We start from the raw sequence: 16,087 nt of genomic DNA on the forward strand, positions 1-16,087 counted from the left end.
CCTCAAGGCGCCGGGGTCACCTGCACCACGGGAATCAATTGCGGATCGGCCGCGGTCGCCTTGCCGCGCTTCTTGCGCTTGTTGATCAGCGGCGGGCATTTGTTTTCGTTGTGCCAGGTCATCTGGCAGTCGAGGCAGTAATGGCATTCGTTGGCATTGATCCTGCCATCGGGATGAATCGCCTGGATCTCGCATTCCTTGGCGCACAGCTGGCAAGGGTTGCCGCATTCCTTGCGCCGTTTTAGCCAGTCGAACAGGCGCAACCGGGTCGGCACCGCCAGGGCCGCGCCCAATGGGCAGACGTAGCGGCAATAGACTTTGCGAGTAAACAGGTTGATCACCAGCAGGCCCACGGCGTACGCGACAAACCACCACTGGCGGTCGAACCTGAGGGTGACGGCGGTCTTGAAGGGCTCCACTTCGGCCAGCCGTTCGGCAGTGGCCATCGACTCCAGCGAGACACCGAACAGCACCAGCAAAATGATGTATTTGATCGCCCAGAGTCGCTCATGAACGGCGAACGGCAGCTCGTATTGCGGCACCTTGAACTGGCGCGCCAGTTCGTTGATCAGCTCCTGCAGCGCGCCGAACGGACACAACCAGCCGCAGAACACCCCGCGTCCCCAGAGCAGAATGCTGCCAGCGGTGAACACCCAGAGGATGAAGATCAGCGGATCAGTGAGGAACAATTCCCAGCGAAAGCCTTCGAACAGTGCGTGAACGAAGGTCAGTACATTGACCACCGACAGCTGCGCCAGCCCATAGCCCCCGAGAAACACCACGGTGAACACCAGGTAGCCCCGGCGCACCCAATGCAGCAATTGCGGACGCCGGGCCAATGCATCCTGGAGGAACAGGATGGTGGTGAGCACCAGCAGGGCCACGCCCAACACCGTGATCTCGACACTTTTCTGATACCAGAGCGTCAGCCACAGCGGCCGGCTGGCTTCTTCGGCCGCGGCCAGTTGCTCAGCCGTCGGCAATGGCCGCTCCAAGTACGGTTCGGGCAGTTGATAGGCCAACTCGAAGCTGCTGAAGATGCCGCTGACCGGCCCGGTCTGGCGACGCACCAGCAGCTCCAGGCTCCAGGGAGAACCTGGGTCGAAATGGTGTGCGGCACGGACGATGAAGATCGCCATTTCGTCGAACTCGGGCATGTCCTCGGCGGCGACATCATCCAGGCGCTGGAAGTCCATGTCGCGAAAGCTGATGGCATCGCCGAACTGGCGCAGCAGCACCCGATCGAAAATGCCGCCGCGCACATACCCAGAACCCTTGAAGGAGTAGCGACCACTGCCCATCACGGCAATGGCCTGCTCGCCCGGCTTGAGTTCGTTCATCAACGTGCGGTATTGGCTGTCACCGAGCAGGTTGCGGCCAATGGTGGGAGGGTTCAGGTGGGTGACGTACAGGTCGATGAAGGTGTCGTCTGCCTGCTCGGCGCTGGCGAGTTCGACTTGCTCGGCATCGGTCCCTTTGAAGGAGGTGTCTACTTGGCCGCGGGTCAGATGCAAGCGACGCACGGCGCCATTGCCGGTCAGGGCCTTCCAGTCGGCGGGTTCGTAGAGATCCTCGCGCACACGGGCCGGCGCCACGGCCAACCCCGCATCGCCCTTGACCAGGCCCAGGGACACCGCGACATCGTGGGCGGCGCGCATGATGACTTCGTTGACCACCATCGCCGTCACGGTCGCGCCAGCAATCGCATCCACCGTCACCGCATTCGTGTCACTGGAATGCCCGACCACCACTCGCTGACTGACCTTGATTCCGCTATAGCGGGCGCTGAAATCATGGAGTTTTTGCTCCGGGATGCCGACCAGCAAAATCGGCTCATGGTGTTCCAGCACGTAGGCGTCGAGGATCACACCGGCCGGATCGAGGATCACCTGGAGATTGATCGGCTTGCCTGAATAAGCGGGAATGTCCACCACGTCCAGGCTTTGGAACACATAGCCCACGACCTTGCCCGCCGCGGACAGCATGCGCACGTTGAAGGCGCCTTCGGGTTCGGAGATCGAATCGACCGCGCTCAGGACGTGGTGGATGCGCTGTTGCTGGATATCACCGTAGTCCTTGGCCTGGGCGAGGTTTGCGATCAACAGCAGGAGAACGAACAGCCCATGGAGCCAGAAGCGGGACGGGTGCAGCATCACAAAGGAAGGGGTCATGGACGCCAGGGCTTAAGGACAGGATCTTGGCGATCATGGTAGGACCCACTCCCCTGCGCTGCCCTTGATTGAAATCAACTTGAGGGCATGTACTCCTGCGACCCAGCCAAAACCGCTGGCCAGGCTCTTCTCATCTCTTGCGCCTGGGGTAAATCTGCGCTCACACAACGCTGGGAACTCTTTGTAACGGTGGAACCACTCATCGATTCGACAATGTGTTTGAAGGATAAAGGGCTGCGTCATCCACTCCAGTTTCCAGTACGCCAAGTCATTCACGTGCCTCGCCGAACGTCACGAAGATAATGGCTGCCCTACCTGATCATTGCATTGCACCGACGCAATAAATTGCCAACTTCGGCTGTTGTAACAAAGACTTAACATGACTAAGGGCTTGTGGATGAGAATTTTGATTGTCGGTGGCGGAATCGCCGGTTTTTCCATGGCCAGGGCGCTTGAGCTCAAAGGCTACCAGGCAGATTTGGTTGAACGCCGCCCTGACGAAATCTCTGGTGACTCAGGACTGTTTCTGCCAGGAAACGCTGGCCGCGCGCTCAAGCAACTGGGCCTGCTCGACCGTGTTCAAAGTGCCGCCGCCGTCATCCGCACCCAAAGCATCCTCGACAAAAACGGCAGGCAATTATCTGTGACACAGACCCAAGACGTGTGGGGATCATGTGGGCCCTGCCTCTCACTTCCTCGCGCTGGATTGCACGGCATTCTGCGCCAATCCTTGTCTCGGACTCAGCTACGTTTTGGATTGGCGGTAGAAGCAATCGAGCAATCAGCCAGGACATGCCAGGTGAACTTTTCCGATGGCTCATCCGCCACTTACGACATTGTCATCGGTGCTGACGGTATTGGTTCATCGGTACGCAGCATGCTGTTCCCGGCGATCAATCCGACCTACGTCGGCAATGTCAGCTGGCGTTTCATAACGCGTAACACCACGGCAATTGATAGCTGGACGGCGATGCTGGGTCATCGCAAAGCTTTGCTCGCAATTCCGGTAAACGCCAATGACATTTATGTATACGCCGATACCGCGCTCGCCTTCCAGGACATTCAGAGCACAACTGCGCAAGCATCGCTGCCAGCACTGTTCAACGATTTTTCCGGTCCTATTTTGCCGCTCATTACGCAGATACCTGCCGGCACTCTGGTGCATTTCAGCAAAATAGAACAAGTCGTCATGGACGATTGGGTAAAGGGGCGGGTTGTGCTCATTGGCGATGCGGCTCACGCAGCCTCACCGAGTATGGCGCAGAACGCGGGCATGGCGCTTGAGGATGCGCTGGTATTGGCAGAGTCGATAGCCGCAGCAGAGAGCCCAGATGGCGCGCTCGCGAGTTACACCGCCGGACGCAGACACCGCGTTGAATGGACGCAAAAGCAATGCGCAGCCCGGGATAAAATGCGGGCGTGGCCGACTCCGATGCGCAACGCCGTCCTCAAGGTGTTCGGTAACAGATTGTATGCACGGAGTTACTCGCCTTTGGCGGCGCCCCTTTGACTGAAGATTAGGGGCAACGAATGGCTGGTCGACATGGGAACCCGCAGAGAATCTGGAACCACACATTGGATTTAATACTAAGGAAGTGATCACAATGGGTGGTAACTGTATTTCCCGCGTGCGCAATAATCACATGGACGCCACCACGGTCGCTCCATCATCGCCCGAGCCGACTACCGATGGTCCCGCGGCTCATCCACACGATACGCAAGATACCGCAAGAGACTCATCCTTAACGCGACCGCATGCCCCCGCGAACCATCCACGCGCGTCACTCTTGACGGGCATTCAGTTTGAACATTCATCTGCAGGCCACTCACTTCGGCCCAGCCCTTTGAGCAATGTTCCGCCAGAAATTTTTCTTGAGGTGGCCAGTCATTTGCCTGCGAAAGACAAGGCTGCGCTCGCCAGCACAGCGCGCGCTTACCACCAGACCTTACCCACCGCCGGCCGGGAGCATAAACAATTGCAGGAATTGTTCCGCCAGCTCAATGCTGGTCATGGACGCGCTGCCCCCCAGGTAATAGACGATGCCTTTAGGTTATTAGCCTCACCCCTCCACCCGGCAGATCATGAAAAACTGAGTCGCCGCCTGACAACCTATTTGCAACGCCAACTTTCAGAATTAAACACCGGCACTCGAGACGTTGAGCACTTGAAAAAAACGATCGAGCAGTCTCTATCATTAATTGATACTTCACCCCGTCAAAGCATGAGGCTCGCGAGCGCAATTTCGCCGTTATTGAGTCTCACACGTGCGCCGGACTTGGCCACTACAGGCTTGGCCGCATCAAGCAAGTTGCGCGATGTCGTCACGTCGGCCCAGCCGATGAGAATGAGGACAACAACAAAAGACCAGATGGCCTGGACCTTGAGGCATATGAACCTGCATGGGTTGCAGCACCTACCCGAGCAAGAGCTAGGCGCCGCGCTCGAGCAACATGTAAGCGCAATGGAAAACTTATATGCAACGAACTACACACCTTCGTTGCCTATGCTCAACCCGCTATCTTCCGCGACCCGAGAAGTTGCCTGGGCGCCTGCCCCACAGCAAGCAGGGCTCAAGGCCAGACTGGCTCAGCTTCAACGCTGGGCCAGATAGACAGATCGGATCGCATAAAGGACATCTGAGGCTAAACATCCAGGGTGATGCCGATCATCCTGGCGCCTTACATTTAGCCAGGTATTTACAGCGTTAAAATGCCCCACCATTTTGCTGCGACACAAAAAACGCTTGGCATAAATGCCAAGCGCATACTCATAGCCCAGACTGCCGCCTATCGACATCATCCGAGACGCGTGAATCAGACGGGATTCTCCGTCGCACCTCCGCCCTCTCTGAGTCTGCGATGCTCCAGCGCGCGGTCCGTTATTTCTCTCGCCGTAGTGACAGCGCCTCGCGCCAGCGCCTTGCCGGCCTCTAGAGTTGCATCAGCAACTTCCTGCGCTTTGGCGGGAACGTCCTCTTGCAATACTTTTACGGCCGCATTGCTGAGGGGCTCGGTTGCAATACTGGCCACCCCATAGGAACCAAAAGTAAGCGCCGACATGGCGAGGTTGACCGTGTGATCTACCGCAGCGACCTCTCCTGGCCCCAGACCTTTCTGGGTTGCCAGATCTCTGGCCGCATCGCGAGCCAGCGATGCCAAACCGAAGCCGCCACCCAGTACGCCCAAGTTGGAGACCAGACTTTGAAAGGACAACGCGCCACTCAAAGCCTCTGCCGTACCGGTCACGACGTCCAGGGGAAGCTTGGCCATACGCTTGGCACCGTTTGCCATCGGGCTCAGTGCCGTACTTTCTTTCAGCGCTTGATATTGGGTCTTCCAGTCGGTGCGGCCTAAAAGATAGGCGGGCCCGGCACGATGGGCCTGCAAGTCGTTTTTGGTCATAAGATGGGCATAACCTGCGCCGGCAGCCAAACCTCCCGCTGAGGCGATAGCCGTATCAACCGCCGAGGCAGCCTTCGGTCCGACTGTGGCATTCATGACGCCCGCTACCCCCAAGCGCACAGCATTGCGAGCACTGAAGGTCTGCCAGGACAGCGCAGCCTCCCCAGCGTTACTCACCCTGGTTTGCTCCTTTTTGCTGGTCAGGGCTTGCTGCATCACCGGCTCCAAGGTTTCCGGCGGCGGCTTCAGCCAATAAGTGTCGTGCGTGGCTCTCGCCAGCAGACCACCGCCTACCGCATCCATCGCACCGGAAAAGGAGCCCGCCACAAAGCCGGTCAAGGCTGGATTATCGGCAACATGAGCCGTCACCTCGGGCACCTTGTCCAAAATAACCGAGGCCGCCGCAAAGGGTACGGAAGCCACCGCACCTTGTATCGGAGCCGTGACACGATCCATGCGCGCCGCTTTGTCGAGCAACGCATCGAGCGTCTCCGGCGTCTCTCCCATTTCCTTCAATTCAACGGCGCGATCATGAATCAAGGCATTGATGGCCTCATGGTTCTCAGCCGTCCTGTGGGGTTCGAACAGGCCGTCAAGTTTGGCTTTCAACGCGGTCAGCTCTGGAGAGTTGTCTCCATTAACAGACGACACGTCCCCGCTTCGCTCCAGATGCGTTGATCGCGCATCGTCAACGTGATGGTTCTCTAATGTGCGCAGTGGCACGGGCGAGCCGGCTCTATTGATATCCATGAGGTGCTACTCCTTACATGCGGGTTTATGTCCTGCGCAAACGCGACGTGTCTATCAGCCAGGCAGTTTTGGCCTCTGCCGCTTCCAATGATCTCGGCGAATTTCAATACGTTGGCCGGATAACCGGGATCCCCTACCCCTCCGGTATCCGCCAAATCGTTGCGATTCACCTTGTCGGGGCCGGCGTTATAGGCGCGCAGCCCTGCGCCGATGTCGCCACCGATCCACGATATCCTGGCGATACGGCTCCAGTTGCGCGGGCAAGTGCAACCCACCCTGACCGCTCAAGGCCGGACTGCCAGCCACACCACCGGCCTGGGCACTGTTGACTCCAAACAATCGCCTCATCAGTCGAGCAAACTGACGTTTGGCGGAAGGCGATTTTTCGACGAGCGCCCTGGTCGCTTCCTGCAACGCCAGCTCGATGCCGGTTGGCCTGAATACAAGCAATGTTCGGCTGGAGGCCAGGTTCGCGCACACGTTCCCGGCGCTTACCGATGCTGTCTCGAGTGTCCAGTTCGGAACCCGTGCGATAGCCTGTCCGGCCTTCGAATTGTCATCAGGACCCTGGTTGTAAGCGATGCAAATTCGCATACCGGGCACTCCGTGAAGATGGGATCTAAATAATGCGTGGAGCCAGAGGCGAAAGAGGTTCCCTGTTCTTATCGCCGTGGTGCAGATTCGCCTGGGCTCAGTACTCGCTGGAGACTCGCCGCTTGAGTTGCTCACGGGCCCGCGACAGGCGCGAACGCACCGTGCCAACCGGTATATCCAGCCGAGCGGCGGTCTCCAGGTAATTACCTTCCATTTCCATCGCGACCCGAATCACCTCCTCCATATTCGGCGGCAAGGTTTCCATCGCACGAAAGACTCGCACCAGCTGACGCAAACCACTGACCTCGGACACAACATCGCGACTGTCGGCCATCTCCAATACGCCGCATTCTTGCAGGTCTTCATGATACGGCTGGTTGTAGAGGCGCCTGAAATGGCTGCGAATGAGGTTGAGCGCAATGCCGCAGAGCCAGGTCAGCAGCAGCGAGTCGTGCCGGAACTTGTGCTCGTTACGTAGCGCTTCGAGGAAGGTTGCCTGGAGCAGATCCTCCGCATCATCAGGGTTCGCGACCTTTGCCCTGATAAACAACCGCACCTTCTGCACCATCCTGCGATCGAGCTGACGAAGGAGAGAAGCCGGAGCCGGATACGTGATCGAGTTGATTACACACATGGACAATAACCATTTGGCGGTAAGTCCGGCTGTAAGAGCGATATGTGTGCCAACCGTTTGCGCGATCTAAGTCGCTGTTCTTCATGAAGATTTTTTTAAGTTTTTTTCTGTCCGTGCAATCTTTTGCATAAACCGATCGAAGTCGTCGCGCATTTATGCACGCCCGCGCGAAAGTGCTGAGTTCAGGAACCCGATGGTGGGTTTGCGCCACTCATTGCGCATGACTCTTTGCATCGATGCCGTCCCATGAAAATCCCCGGTTTCACCCCAGTCGCGATTCATTCGGTCAATCCGGTAAACGTCCGCCCAGCGTTATCCGCTACGCAGACGGCGTCGCACATCGCAAAAGACCAGGGCACCACGCCACAACAGATGGCGCGATTCACCTCGGCATTGATCCAACAAAGCAAAGAGCTCAGCCAGCGTGAGCTGGTCATCGGCGGTACCGTCTTGCAATCGAAGGCGATGAAGCTCGGTGAGCTTTATCAGATGCTGATGGGCAGTCATGACAAAAGGCTGGATGAAGCAGTGCGTACCCTGCGCCAGACCCTGAAACGTCAACGCTCTGATGAGTCGATGCTTGGCCGGGTGCTCGCCTTCGCTGGCGGGGACCCGGCCAAAGCGCACGTCATGCTGCAAGCAGCCATGAGACAAGCGCATCACGAAGGTGCCCGGGATGAGCACCAGGCGTTGTCGGATCACGCCAGCGCGCTCAGGCAGCGCCATGGCAACAGAGCCCGCGCGGGGATCAATACGGCCCGGGCCTTTTCCAGATCCGGGCTGGACTCGCAGCGACGCAAGAATCTGCGGGAGCTGTATTACAACGGCGTCGTAGGCCAGCCCACCATAACCAGCCTCATCGACACGCTACTGGGTCAAGAGGATGGCGAAGCACAGTTCGAGCCGACCTTGCGCGACCTGCGTCGTGCCATTGCCGACGACCTTGCCTCAGCCAATCCATCGAGCCCTCGCCAGCAATTACGTACCTTGATGCATGGCGTGAATACCGCCAGGCATGTATCGACTCTGCTTAAAAGCTGCGAACACCTGCTCGGGCGCATGCGTGACAAGAACCCGCAACTGCAGGTGAGCGCACCGACGTTTCTCAAACACTTGCTCGTACTCTCGGGCAAGGGCATGAACCTGCAGGAAACCTTGCAACTCACGCAATTTATCGGCGGCGCGCAACTCAAGCATCAGTTGTCGTTTCTCAACGGCCTGCGGCCGATGCTCCAACAGCTGCCTATCTTGCTGTGGCAAGACCTCAAGTCCCGACAGAATGCTTTGGGGAACCTGTTGTTGCTGATGGCCGAACTCACTCAGCAAGAGCAAAACCAGCTCAAGGGGAACCCGGCCTGATGAATCTGATTATCGACCTGCTGAACCGTCTGGCACTCGCGGCGATGCGCCGCTCAGAAGTCGTCGGCGCGTTTATCGTGCTGGCCATTGTGTTCATGATGATTACCCCGATACCCACCTGGCTGGTGGACATTCTGATCGCGGTGAACATCTGCATTTCCTGTCTGCTGATCATGTTGGCCATGCAGTTGCCTCGCCCACTCGCCTTCTCGACGTTCCCTTCGGTGCTGCTGATCACCACCATGTTTCGCCTGGCCCTGTCGATTGCCACGACCCGGCTGATTCTGCTGGACCAGGACGCCGGGCACATCGTGGAAGCGTTCGGACAATTCGTGGTGGGCGGCAACCTGGCGGTCGGCATGGTGATTTTCATGATTCTGACGGTGGTGAACTTCATGGTCATCACCAAGGGTTCGGAACGGGTGGCCGAAGTAGGCGCACGTTTCACGCTTGACGCCATGCCCGGTAAACAGATGTCGATCGACAGCGACTTACGTGCCAACCTCATCAGCGTCCACGAGGCCAAGCGCAGGCGCTCGGAGCTTGGCAAGGAAAGCCAGCTGTTTGGCGCAATGGACGGAGCAATGAAGTTCGTCAACGGCGACGCAATCGCCAGCCTGATCATCGTCGCGATCAACATGATTGGCGGTATCACCATTGGCGTCATACAACACGGCATGATTGCCGGCGATGCCGTGCAGCTGTATTCGGTACTGACCATCGGCGACGGCCTCATTGCACAGATCCCCGCGCTGCTGATCTCCGTGACGGCCGGCATGATCATCACTCGCGTGCCGAACGAAGACGCCGCCGGGCCGGCCAATATCGGCCGTGAAATTGCCGAACAGATCACCAGCCAGCCCAAGGCCTGGATCATCGCCTCGGCAGCGATGCTCGGCTTCGCCGCCATGCCCGGGATGCCGACCCTGGTGTTCATCACGATCGCCATCATCTGTTGCGGCGGCGGCCTGTTGCAGATCAATCGCGCCAAGCCCAAGGGCAATCAAGAGCAAGCCGCCCCGACAACCCCGGAAAATAACGGACAGGAAGACCTGCGAATGTTCCTGCCCAGCCGCCAGTTTGTCCTGCAATTTCATCCCAGCCAGAGTCTTGAGCGGATCGAAGCCCTGGTCAGCGAGATTCGTCAACGGCGCAATCGCCTGGTGGTGAACTTCGGGCTGACGCTGCCCTCGTTCATCATCGAACACCAGGCGCATCTGGAGCCGGATGAATTCCGCTTTACGGTCTATGAGGTTCCTGTACTCAAGGCCACGTTCAGCGAGACCCTGGTGGCTATCGATGGCTCCTCACAGGTCATTGAGAACGACCAGCAATACAGCAAAGGCAGTTCGGAACGGCAGGAAAGCCAATGGATCTGGGTACCGGCCGATGCTGAACACCTGAACAATTGCGACGTGGAAATTATCAGCCCCAGTACGCTGATTATCGAACGCATGGAGCGCGCGCTGCAGATCTGCGGGCCGCAATTCATCGGGCTGCAGGAAACCAAAGCGATCCTCGGTTGGCTGGAAACAGAACAACCGGAACTGGCGCAGGAGCTGCAGCGCGTCATGCCTCTGGCGCGTTTTTCTCAGGTACTGCAGCGGTTGGCTTCCGAATGCGTGCCCCTGCGCGGTATCCGGGTGATCGCCGAAACCTTGATCGAACATGGGCAACATGAGCGTGATGTCCTGGCCCTCACCGATTATGTACGTATTGCCCTCAAGTCGCTGATCTACAACCAGTATTGCAGCCAGGAGGGATTGCTCGTCTGGCTGTTCACCCCTGAGAGCGAAGGCATCCTGCGTGACAGCCTGCGTCAGACGCAAACCGAGACGTTCTTTGCCCTGAACAGCGAATCCAGCCTGATGCTGGTTCAACAATTGCGCATGGCTTTCCCGCAGCGATCGTCAGAACGTGCGGTGATGTTGGTCGCCCAGGATCTGCGCGCTCCGCTACGCACGTTATTGCAGGACGAGTTCCATCACGTGCCGGTGCTCTCCTTTGCCGAGATTACCAATGCCTCCGAGGTGAAGGTCCTCGGCCGTTTCGACCTGGAAAATGAATTTTTGCCCTTGGAAGACGACTATGCGGCTTGATGTCGAGTGCCTTCGCGATGTTTGAACTACGTGTACTGAATGGGCTGCACCAGGGCGCTGCATTGCCGTTGGTCGGTGACCAATGGGTGATCGGCGCCAACGACGACCACGATCTGGCGTTATACGACCCGGGCATCGCCTCCCTCCATTGTCGGTTGAGCAGAACCGAGGAAGGCTGGAACCTGGCGGCCGAACAGATGCCGGTCAACGACGACGAAGGGCGTGCGTCAAATGCCATCACACTGACGCCGAACCAACCGTTCGCCGTCGCAAACGTCTGGCTGTGCCTGGCATCCGCCGAAGAGCCCTGGCCTGATGTACCGGCTCTGGCTACGCCTGCGGATGCCAACGGCCAACCGCCTCAGTCGTCAGCGTCTCCCGCGCGTAGATCGATGCCAGGCGTGCCATCCTTGAAGCTGATATCGGCGGTGGTCGCTGGCGTGGTCGTAGGCCTGGTCGGTGGCGCCTGGGGCCTTAGCCAGTCCGAAGCCCCGCCGAGCGCCGTCAAGGTTACCGCGGCCAAGGCGCCTCAAAGTCCGGCGCAGCCCTCCCCGGCGACGGCTTCCGCCCAATCCTCCGGTAACACCAGCCTGAAAGATCGGGAAGAGATCCGCCGGCTCCTGACCACTCAATTGGCGGAACGCCTGCTTACAGAGGTCACCGTCGAGGAGCTTGACGAAGGGTTGGTGCTCAAAGGCAATCTCAAGGAGGAAGCGCTGGAGGTCTATCAGCGAATGCTCAAGAGTTTCAAAGAGCGCTACCCCACCACGGTCCCGATGGTCGATCAAGTCGGCATCGTCAGGACCAGCTTGCCGTTCACCCTGGTGCAAATCATCGCCGGCAACAACGCTCACCTGGTGACCGCCGACGGCCTGCAGATTTATGTTGGCGACGTGGTGCAGGGCCTGCGTTTGACGCGGATAGATGAGCACAAAATCATCTTCGATGGCGACCAGCATATCGAGGTGAGCTGGTGACCGATGCGCTTGAACAATGGGCTCGACAACAGCGTGCGCGACTGGCCAATTGTTCTGCCGTGCGAATCAGCGGCAAGGTTTCGGCGGTGAGCGGGATACTGCTGGAATGCCAGGTGCCCGCGGCCAAGATTGGCGATCTTTGCGAGGTCAGCAAGGCGGACGGCAGCTCAATGCTGGCGGAAATTGTCGGTTTTACCGATCAATGCACACTGCTCAGCGCCCTTGGCACCCCTGCCGGCATTCAAGTCGGCGCCCGTATCCAACCGCTTGGGATGGCTCACCGCATAGGGGTGGATGACCAGTTGCTCGGAAGCGTGCTCGATGGTTTCGGTCGACCGTTGCTGGGCGACGGCCTCGGCGCTTTTGCCGATGTCCATGATGGTCGCAGCACCACGGCGGTGATCGCCGATGCCCTGCCGCCGATGCAAAAACCACGCATCAGCAACCCGCTGCCCACCGGTATTCGCGCCATTGACAGCGCCATCCTGTTGGGCGAAGGGCAACGTGTTGGATTGTTTGCCGGAGCGGGCTGCGGCAAGACCACGCTGCTGGCGGAGATGGCCCGGAACATGGACTGTGACGTCATTGTTTTCGGCCTGATCGGCGAACGGGGACGGGAACTGCGCGAGTTCCTCGACCATGAACTGGATGATGAATTACGCCGGCGTTCGGTACTGATCTGCGCCACCTCCGATCGCTCCAGCATGGAGCGTGCACGCGCCGCTTTCACCGCCACCGCTATCGCGGAAGCCTACCGTCAGCGCGGCATGAAAGTGCTCTTGCTGATTGACTCGCTCACCCGTTTTGCCCGTGCTCAACGCGAAATCGGCATCGCCGCCGGGGAACCGATCGGACGTGGCGGCCTGCCCCCCTCGGTCTACACGCTGCTGCCGCAACTGGTCGAGCGGGCGGGCATGAGCGAGAACGGCTCGATCACCGCCATCTACACCGTGCTGATCGAGGCCGACTCGATGAACGATCCCGTCGCCGACGAAGTCAGGTCGTTGCTCGACGGGCACATCGTGCTGTCGCGCAAGTTGGCTGAGCGTGGGCACTATCCGGCCATTGACGTGTCCGCGAGCATCAGCCGGATCCTCGGCAACGTCACCAGCCGCGAGCATGTCCAGGCCAATAATCGCCTGCGCCAGCTGATGGCGGCCTACAAGCAGGTGGAAATGCTCCTGCGCCTGGGTGAATACCAGGCCGGCGCCGACCCGGTCACTGATCTGGCGGTACAGCTGAACGACAGCATCAACCGCTTCCTGCGCCAGGACCTGCGCGGGCCGGTAGCGCTTGAAGAAACACTCGCCCAACTCAATCACATTACTTCGCAACTGGTGGACTGACCTTGGACGAAGATCTCGATATGGACCCGGAGCGCCAGGCGCTGGAGCGCGTCATCGGCCTGCTCGGTCCTTTGCGCCAGCACCGCCAGGCCAGTGCCGAACGTGCCCGTGCACGCCTTGCACGAGAGGTGGCGAGGTTGCGCGAGCAACTGCTGGCCAGCGAACGCTCAATGAACCAGGAGCGTACCAATCAGAAGCGCAAGCGGCGATCGTTAGCCGATACCCACCTGCAAACCACGCTGGAACTGGCTGATATCGACCGCTGGCACGAAAAGGAGCGAAGCATGCTTGATCGCCTCGCCCAGATCCGCCAGGACGTCAGCCAGTTGCGCTTGCACATCGAAGCGCAGGAGCAGTCGTTGCAACAAGCACAGTTGGACGCCAAGGCACGGCAACGCGCAGTGGAAAAACTCGCCTGCATGAGCGAGACACTCAGTGAGGAATAAGTGAGACATGACTGCCCCCATCAAGCACACGCCACCCCAACGCCCTGCTCCACAGGCACCTGCCGCGCCTGCTGCAAAACCCACTGCCGCAGCATCCTCGGCGCCGTCGAGCAAAGGCGCCGAGGTCCAGCGCAATCGTCCGGTCGAGGTCAGATCTGCCAACGACGGCGTCAGGCCGCTGGACGCCGATGCGATGTTGTTCATGCAGATGCTTGTACCACTACCGCCCGCCCATTCGGACGACCAGGGCAGCTCGGGCAATGGTTCGAGCTCGTTCTCGATGTTCGCGCCGCTCGACGGCATACCGACACAGTTGATTGATGAGCTGGCGCTGCAGTTGCCGCAACACGGCAACCGTCCTTTCAGCGCCACCCTGCTGATGCCCAATCTGGGCAAGGTCCAGATTCGCGCCCAGAAACGAGACAGCCATTGGGACATCGAGCTTGGTCTGGAGCGCGCAGACGTCCTGGAGCGATTGACCAAGCATCATGGTGCCTGCCAGCAAGCATTCGCCCAGGCGCTGGACCATGACGTCGAGCTGAGATTACAGCCGACGGGGCCCGCATGAAAAAACTCAGCCTGCGACGCCTGTCGAGCACGGCCGCAATGGCCTCCCTGGCCTTGGGGCGCGGCCGTTTCCTGGAGTTCACCAGCGGAGCTGAAAAGATACGCATGACACTCGGTCCGCTGACACCCTGCGGCGCCAGTGCCGATGAATGCTGGATAGGCTTGTCCAGCCGACACGGCCCCCTGCTGTTGTCGAACGCCGATGCGCTGCTGAGCCTGTGCGGTGAAGTTCCCGTGCTCACCGTCGAGCCGCCACAAGCGTGGTATTGGCAGTTGATCAATCAACGGATGGCGCCAGTGCTGTCCGACCTGCTCGCACCGTTGGCTCCACTGGCCGAGGAGCCGGCACTGGATGACCGCTGGGATTGTCGCGTGCTCATCGAGCGCCATGGCGAGAAAGCCTACGGAACGCTAAGCCTCGGCGCCGAATCGCTGCTGCAGTTACTGAATGATGCACCGTGGCGATTTATCGAACAAACCGTGCCTGAGCGTTGGGTCCTGGCTCATCCGGTCATCGTTGGGCGCATGGACTTGCTGGTCAATCAGCTGCGCTCATTACGTCCAGGCGATGTGCTGTTGCCTGCCGAGGCAGTCTTCGACGTTCAAGGTCGAGGAAACCTGCAACTGGGCAACCGGCGTTGGGCGGTTTGTAGCGAAGACCGCAATGATCACTTACAGCTCAGGCTGATTCACGAAGAAGGCTCCATTCATGAGCAATGAACCGCAGGATGAAGAACCGTTGTACGAGTTCGACAATAACGATGAGTTGGCGGCCCAGGACGCGAACGACGATCAGCAGGAACGGCTCGATTCAGCACAGCCAGACGACGCCCTCCCGCAAGACGCTGCGACGCAACCGCCATCGCCCTTGTCCGGCGTGACCCTGGCGTTGACCGTACGGTGTGGCGAAGTGAAGCTGAGCCTCGAAGCGCTCGGCCGGCTGGCGGCCGGTTCCGTGGTGGATGTCACGGGCATGGCACCGGGCGCAGCGACGTTGTGCCATGAAGAGCGGGTGGTCGCCTACGGTGAGCTGGTAGACGTGGATGGACGCTTGGGTATGCAAATCACTCGCTTGGTATTTGATCAATGATTCTGGATGGCATGAACCCGATCATGCTCGCGCTGTTTCTGGGTGCGCTCTCGCTGATCCCGTTGTTTTTGATTGTCTGCACCGCATTTCTGAAAATCTCCATGGTGTTGCTGATAACGCGCAATGCCATCGGCGTTCAACAGGTTCCGCCCAATATGGCGTTGTACGGCATTGCCCTGGCGGCGACGATGTTCGTGATGGCTCCGGTGGCTTATGAAATCCAGCAACGGGTGGCTGAAAATCCTTTGCAGATAGGCACTACCGAACAACTTCAAGCCAGCGTGAACACGGTCATCGCCCCGCTGCAAAACTTCATGAGCCGTAACACCGATCCGGACGTGCTGACGCATCTGGTCGACAACACCCATCGTATGTGGCCTGCGGAACTGGCCGAAAAAGCCAGCAGCAAGGATCTGCTGCTGGCGATTCCAGCCTTCGTATTGTCGGAGCTGCAGGCCGGGTTCGAGATCGGCTTTTTGATTTACATTCCGTTCATCGTCATTGATCTGATCGTGTCCAACCTGCTACTTGCGCTTGGCATGCAAATGGTCTCGCCCATGACCATTTCGCTGCCGCTCAAACTGCTGCTGTTCGTCCTTGTCCAGGGCTGGACGCGGTTACTCGACAGTCTGTTCTATTCCTATCTGTGAGG

Annotated in this window: 14 protein-coding genes and 1 pseudogene; 11 read left to right on the forward strand and 4 right to left on the reverse strand. The window is 59.0% G+C overall.

Going from position 1 to position 16,087, the window contains the following annotated elements; all coding sequences use genetic code 11:
* Positions 1–2: 2 nt before the first annotated feature.
* Positions 3–2,171 (reverse strand): transcriptional regulator NosR, encoded by a 2,169-nt coding sequence (gene nosR, locus LOY70_RS15560; protein WP_265028324.1) that lies wholly within the window; start codon positions 2,169–2,171, stop codon positions 3–5.
* Between the two features lie 379 nt (positions 2,172–2,550).
* Between nosR and LOY70_RS15565 the strand changes: the two genes are divergently transcribed.
* Positions 2,551–3,681, forward strand: a complete 1,131-nt coding sequence (locus tag LOY70_RS15565) for an FAD-dependent monooxygenase (protein WP_265028325.1) — start codon at positions 2,551–2,553, stop codon at positions 3,679–3,681.
* 277 nt (positions 3,682–3,958) lie between these two features.
* Positions 3,959–4,783 carry a hypothetical protein gene (locus tag LOY70_RS15570; RefSeq protein WP_265028326.1) on the forward strand — a complete coding sequence of 275 codons (825 nt, stop codon included), beginning with the start codon at positions 3,959–3,961 and terminating at the stop codon, positions 4,781–4,783.
* A 202-nt stretch (positions 4,784–4,985) separates the two neighbouring features.
* On the opposite strand, the gene LOY70_RS15575 is transcribed toward LOY70_RS15570, so the two are convergent.
* From LOY70_RS15575 to LOY70_RS15580, 3 genes and pseudogenes are all read right to left on the reverse strand, one after another.
* Positions 4,986–6,323 carry a hypothetical protein gene (locus LOY70_RS15575; protein WP_265028327.1) on the reverse strand — a complete coding sequence of 446 codons (1,338 nt, stop codon included), beginning with the start codon at positions 6,321–6,323 and terminating at the stop codon, positions 4,986–4,988.
* 71 nt (positions 6,324–6,394) lie between these two features.
* Positions 6,395–6,541, reverse strand: a pseudogene (locus LOY70_RS29985) (lytic transglycosylase domain-containing protein); the annotation flags it as partial.
* 473 nt (positions 6,542–7,014) lie between these two features.
* A complete protein-coding gene (locus LOY70_RS15580) occupies positions 7,015–7,551 on the reverse strand; it encodes an RNA polymerase sigma factor (RefSeq protein WP_265028328.1) in 537 nt (178 codons plus the stop codon).
* Positions 7,552–7,797: 246 nt separating this feature from the next.
* Here LOY70_RS15580 and sctW point away from each other — a divergent pair, with 246 nt between their 5' ends.
* Genes sctW through sctR form a run of 9 tightly spaced genes read left to right on the forward strand, consistent with a single transcriptional unit; the run spans position 7,798 to position 16,085 of the window.
* Positions 7,798–8,910 (forward strand): type III secretion system gatekeeper subunit SctW, encoded by a 1,113-nt coding sequence (sctW, locus tag LOY70_RS15585; RefSeq protein ID WP_265028329.1) that lies wholly within the window; start codon positions 7,798–7,800, stop codon positions 8,908–8,910.
* Positions 8,910–11,009, forward strand: coding sequence for a type III secretion system export apparatus subunit SctV (gene sctV / locus LOY70_RS15590; protein WP_265028330.1), 2,100 nt, complete (start codon positions 8,910–8,912; stop codon positions 11,007–11,009). Before sctW ends, sctV begins: the two co-directional genes overlap by 1 nt.
* 17 nt (positions 11,010–11,026) lie before the next feature.
* Complete coding sequence (locus tag LOY70_RS15595; RefSeq protein WP_265028331.1) at positions 11,027–11,986, forward strand: FHA domain-containing protein; 960 nt, start codon at positions 11,027–11,029, stop codon at positions 11,984–11,986.
* Positions 11,983–13,332, forward strand: a complete 1,350-nt coding sequence (locus LOY70_RS15600; protein ID WP_265028332.1) for a FliI/YscN family ATPase — start codon at positions 11,983–11,985, stop codon at positions 13,330–13,332. Before LOY70_RS15595 ends, LOY70_RS15600 begins: the two co-directional genes overlap by 4 nt.
* 2 nt (positions 13,333–13,334) lie before the next feature.
* Positions 13,335–13,778 (forward strand): type III secretion protein, encoded by a 444-nt coding sequence (locus tag LOY70_RS15605; protein WP_265028333.1) that lies wholly within the window; start codon positions 13,335–13,337, stop codon positions 13,776–13,778.
* Positions 13,779–13,785: 7 nt separating this feature from the next.
* The gene (locus LOY70_RS15610) at positions 13,786–14,346 is read left to right on the forward strand and encodes a type III secretion system HrpP C-terminal domain-containing protein (RefSeq protein WP_265028334.1); all 561 of its coding nucleotides are present in this window, start codon (positions 13,786–13,788) and stop codon (positions 14,344–14,346) included.
* Complete coding sequence (locus tag LOY70_RS15615; RefSeq protein WP_265028335.1) at positions 14,343–15,065, forward strand: type III secretion system protein; 723 nt, start codon at positions 14,343–14,345, stop codon at positions 15,063–15,065. The genes LOY70_RS15610 and LOY70_RS15615 overlap by 4 nt, the downstream gene beginning before the upstream one ends.
* Entirely contained in the window at positions 15,055–15,435 is a 381-nt protein-coding gene (locus LOY70_RS15620) for a FliM/FliN family flagellar motor switch protein (protein WP_265028336.1), read from the forward strand. The genes LOY70_RS15615 and LOY70_RS15620 overlap by 11 nt, the downstream gene beginning before the upstream one ends.
* Positions 15,432–16,085, forward strand: a complete 654-nt coding sequence (gene sctR, locus LOY70_RS15625) for a type III secretion system export apparatus subunit SctR (RefSeq protein ID WP_092475365.1) — start codon at positions 15,432–15,434, stop codon at positions 16,083–16,085. Before LOY70_RS15620 ends, sctR begins: the two co-directional genes overlap by 4 nt.
* Positions 16,086–16,087: the final 2 nt, after the last annotated feature.

This window comes from Pseudomonas sp. B21-054 (genome assembly GCF_026016345.1).
GTDB lineage: Bacteria > Pseudomonadota > Gammaproteobacteria > Pseudomonadales > Pseudomonadaceae > Aquipseudomonas.

Bases quoted from the DNA above. Each gene is read 5' to 3' on its own strand.
- nosR (WP_265028324.1), bottom strand. From the start codon at position 2,171: ATGACCCCTTCCTTTGTGATGCTGCACCCGTCCCGCTTCTGGCTCCAT.
- LOY70_RS15565 (WP_265028325.1), top strand. From the start codon at position 2,551: ATGACTAAGGGCTTGTGGATGAGAATTTTGATTGTCGGTGGCGGAATC.
- LOY70_RS15575 (WP_265028327.1), bottom strand. From the start codon at position 6,323: ATGGATATCAATAGAGCCGGCTCGCCCGTGCCACTGCGCACATTAGAG.
- LOY70_RS15580 (WP_265028328.1), bottom strand. From the start codon at position 7,551: ATGTGTGTAATCAACTCGATCACGTATCCGGCTCCGGCTTCTCTCCTT.
- sctW (WP_265028329.1), top strand. From the start codon at position 7,798: ATGAAAATCCCCGGTTTCACCCCAGTCGCGATTCATTCGGTCAATCCG.
- sctV (WP_265028330.1), top strand. From the start codon at position 8,910: ATGAATCTGATTATCGACCTGCTGAACCGTCTGGCACTCGCGGCGATG.
- LOY70_RS15595 (WP_265028331.1), top strand. From the start codon at position 11,027: ATGTTTGAACTACGTGTACTGAATGGGCTGCACCAGGGCGCTGCATTG.
- LOY70_RS15610 (WP_265028334.1), top strand. From the start codon at position 13,786: ATGACTGCCCCCATCAAGCACACGCCACCCCAACGCCCTGCTCCACAG.
- LOY70_RS15615 (WP_265028335.1), top strand. From the start codon at position 14,343: ATGAAAAAACTCAGCCTGCGACGCCTGTCGAGCACGGCCGCAATGGCC.
- LOY70_RS15620 (WP_265028336.1), top strand. From the start codon at position 15,055: ATGAGCAATGAACCGCAGGATGAAGAACCGTTGTACGAGTTCGACAAT.
- sctR (WP_092475365.1), top strand. From the start codon at position 15,432: ATGATTCTGGATGGCATGAACCCGATCATGCTCGCGCTGTTTCTGGGT.